6 protein-coding genes and 1 pseudogene are annotated in these 6240 nt (G+C 62.6%); 1 reads left to right on the top strand and 6 read right to left on the bottom strand.

All coding sequences use genetic code 11. The features are described 5' to 3' along the window. Nucleotides 1–53 precede the first annotated feature (53 nt). From MXD57_RS32140 to MXD57_RS30925, 6 genes and pseudogenes are all read right to left on the bottom strand, one after another. Nucleotides 54–260: a hypothetical protein gene (locus tag MXD57_RS32140; protein WP_374114771.1), complete on the bottom strand. Its 207-nt coding sequence runs from the start codon at nt 258–260 to the stop codon at nt 54–56. Between the two features lie 11 nt (nt 261–271). After that, nucleotides 272–445 (bottom strand): annotated as a pseudogene (locus tag MXD57_RS32135) (hypothetical protein); the annotation flags it as partial. Between the two features lie 260 nt (nt 446–705). Further along, nucleotides 706–1155: an NUDIX domain-containing protein gene (locus MXD57_RS32130; protein ID WP_374114770.1), complete on the bottom strand. Its 450-nt coding sequence runs from the start codon at nt 1153–1155 to the stop codon at nt 706–708. Further along, the gene (gene tmk / locus MXD57_RS30935; RefSeq protein WP_250405533.1) at nt 1148–1885 is read right to left on the bottom strand and encodes a dTMP kinase; all 738 of its coding nucleotides are present in this window, start codon (nt 1883–1885) and stop codon (nt 1148–1150) included. The genes MXD57_RS32130 and tmk overlap by 8 nt, the downstream gene beginning before the upstream one ends. Next, on the bottom strand, nt 1875–3194 hold the full coding sequence (locus tag MXD57_RS30930; RefSeq protein WP_250405532.1) for a UDP-N-acetylglucosamine 1-carboxyvinyltransferase: 1320 nt from the start codon (nt 3192–3194) through the stop codon (nt 1875–1877). The genes tmk and MXD57_RS30930 overlap by 11 nt, the downstream gene beginning before the upstream one ends. A gap of 758 nt (nt 3195–3952) precedes the next feature. Continuing rightward, nucleotides 3953–5329, bottom strand: a complete 1377-nt coding sequence (locus tag MXD57_RS30925; protein WP_250405531.1) for an IS1380 family transposase — start codon at nt 5327–5329, stop codon at nt 3953–3955. A 194-nt stretch (nt 5330–5523) separates the two neighbouring features. Between MXD57_RS30925 and MXD57_RS30920 the strand changes: the two genes are divergently transcribed. After that, a partial coding sequence (locus MXD57_RS30920) for a transposase (RefSeq protein ID WP_250405534.1) occupies nt 5524–6240 on the top strand: 717 nt, incomplete at its 3' end.

Here is a 6240-nt window from a genome sequence, read left to right as displayed (position 1 = left end):
ACAAAACCCCACGTCACAGGGCCGCCAGACGACTTTGCCGGAGCGCTGCGTCCTCACCCTTCACCTGACCACCTCAGAGTGAGAGTGGAAAGCCTCACGGTCTTATATCCAGCCTGATCGAACAGCTTCAATCCGTTGCCCTCCGGCGGGTTGCAGGAGGCAGTGATGACTGCGCCAGCGGCTGCTCCGAAGTGGGTGGTGAGATGAGCGACGGCCGTAGTAGGAAGGACGCCGACGGTGATTGCCTCACACCCGGCCATAGGCCGGTGAGAAATGCTTCTTCCAAAAGTTCGCTTGATGGCCGAGGATCACGGCCTACCACTACGCGATGCTTGACTGATGCTTCGTCAAGCAGATGGATGCCTAACGCACGGCCGAGAGCCGTCATCAGCTCCGGAGTCAGCACCGCATTGGCCACGGCACGCACCTCGTCAGTACCGAACAAGCGCGAAACTTGCGCACCCCTAACAGTGATGAGAGTCAAACACTTAGCACATCATCACGTCAAGGGGGATTGCCCTCGGCTGAGTTACCTGAATCGATGGACGCCTGGTGTGGTGATCATCTGAGGTGCCATGGCAGGTGATGCCAAAAACGGTGTTTTGACGGGGTCATCCGGCTGCTGTCGCCGACGCCTTGGTTTGCGTCGAGCGTACCTGGCTTGCGTCTAGAACGGTGGGGCACGGCAGAGTCGGCCGGCTCGAGTTATCGGTGCGTTCGGAGCCGCTGATAATGTGCCGAATTCAGGAACTTGCGGACGAAATATCGGGCATTCTCCACCAGCGGAAGCTGATCGATTTCGGGAGGACTCAGGAACACCATCGCTGCTCCCTCGCCGAGGACGACGTCCTCTTGTTTTGCTTGCGTCGCTGCACAGTAAACGTTCCATTCGGCGTGGCCGAGTGCGTTGCTGAAAGTCCGAAGGCCATGCCAGAACAGTCCGAAAGAAGCGTTGGTGGCAACTAGACCCGTCTCCTCTCGGAGCTCTCGTTGAGCTGCGAACTCAGGAGTCTCGCCTGGGTTTATGTACCCACCGGGAATGGCCCACTTGTTTGGACCGACTGGCGCCTTTCCGTCGCGCAGTTGGAGCAAGAGGCGTCCTTGCACGTCCACTAGTAGCACTGACGCGGTCCTGACCCTCTTCGGGTCATCCATGCCCGACAACCTTTGCACACGGGATTGTCGGTGTCTCCTTCAGAGCTTCTTCTTTTTGCACGGTAGCCAGTTCGGCGTCTCTTTTCTGCAGAGCAGCCTCGGCAAGGCGGCCGATGTGTTCCTCGAGCACGTGGACAGGCTGCTGGCCGTCCAGAACGTGGTAATTCTCGTCCTTCCCCCATTCTCGGCCCAGGAAGATATTTCGAACCTGGGACATCCGGTCGTGATCCAATTCTTCCCACCGAGGCTTGTCACCGCGACTTCGGATCCTATCGACAGCCACCTCGGCTGGGATATCGAGGTAGACGGTGAGTTGTGGTTCCGGGAGGTAGCGGTTGAGCTGCATCACCCAATCCAAATCGGGAATACCCCGGGGAACCATCCACGCGTACGAGCTGTACACGTACCGATCGGACACAACCACTGCGCCGTCTCGCATTCTGGGGAGCATTTCGGTGCGCATGTGACGCAAGCGGTCCATGGCGCTGAAAAGCACAAGCTCCGGGACAACATCTTTCATGTCCGCGTCCGACAACTCCTGATTGAGGAAGGCTTTTAGTGTCGGATCGTCACGGAACTGTGCAGTGACCGGCCGAGTGCGATACACGGTACGCCTCTCCATGAGGCGCTTTTCCAGCAGTTGGGCCTGTGTCGTTTTGCCAGATCCATCAAGCCCACATAGTGCGATAAGAGCCCCCTGCGGGGGTACTTTCCAGCGCTCACTTTCCACCGCTGCACGCCTCCATTTCATCCTCATGCACTTCTGCGCCCAGGGCACGCAAAGTTGCGGCCAGATCGCCATGCCCTCTTTGGAGGTGGTAACCACCGTGGATGGTCGACCATCCGTCCGCCGTAAGAGCAGCGAGCATAAATGCAACCACGCACCGTATGTCTTCGCCCGCGACGTCTGCGGCCTTTAACGTTGTCGGCCCCGTGACGGTTATTGTGCGTCCGGCCGAGCTGATCCGCGCACCGAATTGCCGCAGACCGTCAACGTGACTGGACCTGCGAGCGTGGACACCCTCGAAGATGCGCGTCGTGCCTGCCATTTTTGTTGTCAGCACCGTGGCTTGTGGCTGCAAATCGGTCGGAAACCCTGGATGCGGCGCAGTTACAATGTCCCGCACGCGAAGGTCGTCGTCGGGCACTTGATCGCGCACACCGATTGTACAGCCGACAGAGCCAGTGTTGATCAGCGCTCCCGCCTCATGCAGCAGAGACCAGAAGGTCTCCGGTAGGTCATTGCGGTCGAAGTCTGCGAGAGTCACGGACCCCCCGGTAAGCACGGTAGCGATGGCGAGTGTGCCCGCTTCCAGGCGATCGGCAGGCAACTTCTTCGTTGCGCGGTGTAGGCCAGAACTTCCTGCCACCTCGATGGCGCCGTCGAACCGACGCTTTGTCGCGATGCCGCACTTGCTCAAAAAAGACAGAACATGCTCTACCTCGGGTTCCGGGCTCGGCTCGGTGATCAGCGATACTCCTTGGGCCCGCGAGGCCAGGAGCAACGCGGTGACGGTCGCTCCTAGGCTTGGCCCGTTATCGGTCCCCGCTGAGAACTTGAAAGGAACGGGCCGGCGGCCGGATATCTGCGCTGTGATAGTGCTTTCGTCTGTGGATATAGTCGCCCCCGCGGCCTCCATAGCCGCGAGATGCTTGTCTATGGGGCGAGGGCAGAAGGCATCGCCGCCTGGCAGGGGAAACTGCACCTCTCCCTCACTGGCCAGAATGGCGGCTGCAAGACAGGGAGTCACCCGCAGACGTTGGCCGAGTTCCGCGGAAATGACAGGTCTTTGCATCATCAATGCCGGTTGGAAGTTGAAAGAATGGTCGATCATTCGTGCGTCGTGCCCGAGTTCTTTCGCAATGTGAACTGCGACATCGACATCCAGAATGTGAGGCATGTTCGTCAAAGTCACTGGACTGTCACTGACGAACGCTGCCGCCGAAAGAAGAACGGCACATCCTTTGGCGCCCTGAATTTCAGCGGTACCGCGAAGTGGGTGCCCGCCCCGAATGCGTATCGGAGGATAGCTTTCCAATTACCTCTCCTGTTTTACGAAGAATTCACCGTCAGTCAGGTGCCGCGTCCGGCCCCCTCGTTCCGACGAAGCGTGAGTCAGGTCAGGGCCGCGGCCTCCCTGCAGCAGTTGGCACCCTGGCGGGATCGCTGGATGCATGAAGCCTGCGCCTGGGAAAACCCCTAAGTGAGGCACATTGCATACCGATCGACATCAACACGTTCTCCCTCGCGCAGGTTGATCATGTACAGGCAGCACATCGGCTGTCAAGGATTTTTTTGAACCTCTTTGCCCCGCATATCGAAACCCCAAATGTGCCTGAGATGGCCCGGCATGTTACCTTTAGGCAGGTCGCTAGGAGTCGACTTCCGCCTCGTGGTTGCACTTCGATAAGTGCGGTTTTCAGTGCATCCCTCCTGTTCCGGATTGTCTGGATCGGGAAGTACTGAGCAGATCTTGCGATCTCTGCGAATATCCAATTCGATACAGGCGGGACCGAATGGCGCCTGCTCTCACTCCCATAGCTGGAGCCGCTCCGATGCCTTACGCTCCGCGTCCCGACTCGGCGACGGAGGCGGCCGACATTTCGCTGGTCTCGCACTCACCGGGGCTCCTTCTAACCTCGATCTTGCATGACGGTCCGCCGGTGGAGTCGGCGGACCGTTTCGCTTTGTGGCTGATGGCGGGCATGCTGGCGGCCCGAGTGTCGCGTCGGGTGGGCGCCGGGTTCCACTGCTCCGGGCGGGGTCCTCGTTTCGTAGGACAGGCGAATCCGCTGGTCAGTCGGGGTTCGGCAGGAGGGTGAGCCGTTCGAGGGCGCCTGTGATCTCGTAGGTCCAGGGCCAGTGGCGGGCGAGGCGGAGGATGCGGCGCCGACCGGTGGTGACGAGTTGTCCGGCCGCGGAGAACAGGCGGAGTCGCAGACGGCGGGGCTCCCAAAGGCGGGCCTGGCCGGTCAGGGCGAGCATGGGCATCCAGGCCAGCAGGTCGAGAGCGATCTGGACGATCTCGAGCCAGACCTTGTTCTGTGCGGTGCGGTGCAGGGGAAGGTTGCGCAGGCCGGTCGCGCGGGCGGCCCGGATCCGGTCTTCGGCCCGGGCCCGCAGGCGGTGACGGAGCTCAAGCCGGGCGATCGGACGCTCTGCGGTGTTGGTGGCAAAGCAGGTGATCCGCATGCCCTCCGCGTCGGTGATCCTCAACTGGGCACCGGGATGCGGCCGTTCTTTGCGGACGATCAGACGCATGCCCTTCGGCCAGCCCTCAAGGACGTCACCGGTGAGTTCGGCGACCCACGCTCCGTCGCGGACCTCGCCGCCGGTCTCGACGGCCGGGGTCCAGGCCGATGCCGGGATCTTCAGCACATGCTGGTGGATCGTCTCGGTGATCACCATGCCGACCGAGTAGGACAGCCATCGTCCGCGCCTGGCGAGCCAGGACACGAAGTCGTGGGTGCCGCCGGCGGAGTCCGTGCGGATCAGCGTCCGCCGCCCCCGCCGGTACTTCTTCGGCAGTTGGGCCAGGGCGAGTTGAGCGGTGGCAATGTGGTCGGCGGCCGTGTTCGAGCCCGCGTTCCCCGGTCTGAGGAGAGCGGCGACCGGTTCCCCGGTTCCGCCCGGGCCGTGGTCGACGAAGGCCGTCAGGGGGTGATGGCCGTAGGTCTTCTTCCAGGTCGCGGCCGCGGCCTCCTTGTCGGAGTGCGCGATCACGAGGACGCCGTCGAGGTCGACCGTGACCTGTCCACCGGCGTCCGGGGCGTTCTCGCCCGCCAATGACCAGACCCGGCTGCGGACTTCTGCCCGTGCGGAACGGATGGCCTGCAGAGCCTTCTCGCCGGAGCCGGCGAGGGTGTCGATCAGGCGTGAGACCGTCGGGTCGGAAGCCACCGGTCCGAACACGGACGGCTCACACCGCAGCATCGCCACGTCCGCGAGACAGTCCCCGCCCAGCGCGACTGCCAGAGCAAGGTCCACCAGGACCTTCCCAGGATCGTGAACGGCCCGCGGCTTGCGCCAGGCCGCCAGTTGCGCGGATATCGCCTGGTCAAGGCCGATCTTGCGGACCGTCTCCAGCAGCAGGACCGCACCACCCTGCGAGACCGCCTGCCGTCCGTCTCCCTGGACACGGACACGCGGGTACGACGAGATAGGCTCTCTCACCTGGAAAGTGCTCTTTTCCTTGCGACCAACAGGACCCTCAGCAAGTCCTATCGTTGCAGGTCAAGGGCACTTTCCGTGTTTCTGATCAACCCCTGGACAGCTCACCTCGTGAAAGCCTGAGGCTAACGAGCTGGTGCGTGGTAACGGTTGAGGTGTGATCACGCGAGGGTGGGATGATCCAGCCCGTGGCGATCATGGTCAACCGGAACGTCCTCGCGCATCAGCTGTTCACAGGGGTCTCCCAGCAGCATCTAGCCTGCTTGGTTCAGGAGTTGGCCGATTCTTGGGAGGCCGTGGTCGAGGGGCGCCGTCACGAGGCACGCGGCGGACCCAGGAAACGTGAGGCGGGGGCAGGTGCCCGGCATCGACTGGTGTTCGCCGACCGGCTGGTCGTCACGCTGATCCACCTGCGGCACGATCTTCCGCACTCTGCCCTCGCCCTCTTGTTCGGTGTCGACCGCTCCACCGTCACCCGCGCGATCGGAGAGATACGCAGGCTCCTGGCCGAACGAGGATGCGCGGTCCCCGGCCGGCCCGGCCTGCGGCCGCGGACCCTGGCGGATGTATTCGCTTATGCCCAGGCCGAGGGCATCGAGCTGCGGCTGGATGCCACCGAGGTTCAGGTCCGACGTCCCGCAGCCGGCCGCGGCGGACGCCGGGCGTTCGTTTCGGGCAAGAAGAAGCAGAACACCATGAAGGCCACCGTCATCGCTGACCACCAGGGTCGCACGCTCTGGACCGACGCCCTGCGGCCGGGACGGATGCATGAGGCGACCGCCGCACGCAACGAAGGCATCGGGATCTGCTTCCAGCACTTCCCAGACGTGGAAGTGCTGCTGGACGACGGCTACCTCGGGCTCCGGCGCGACCACCCCGGCAAGGCGATCACACCGCCCAGAAAACCGAACAAG

The sequence above is a fragment of the Streptomyces cellostaticus genome (assembly GCF_023630175.1).
GTDB lineage: Bacteria > Actinomycetota > Actinomycetes > Streptomycetales > Streptomycetaceae > Streptomyces > Streptomyces cellostaticus_A.
Note: the sequence above shows the minus strand (reverse complement) of the source record. Positions and strands in the feature narration are given on the sequence as shown.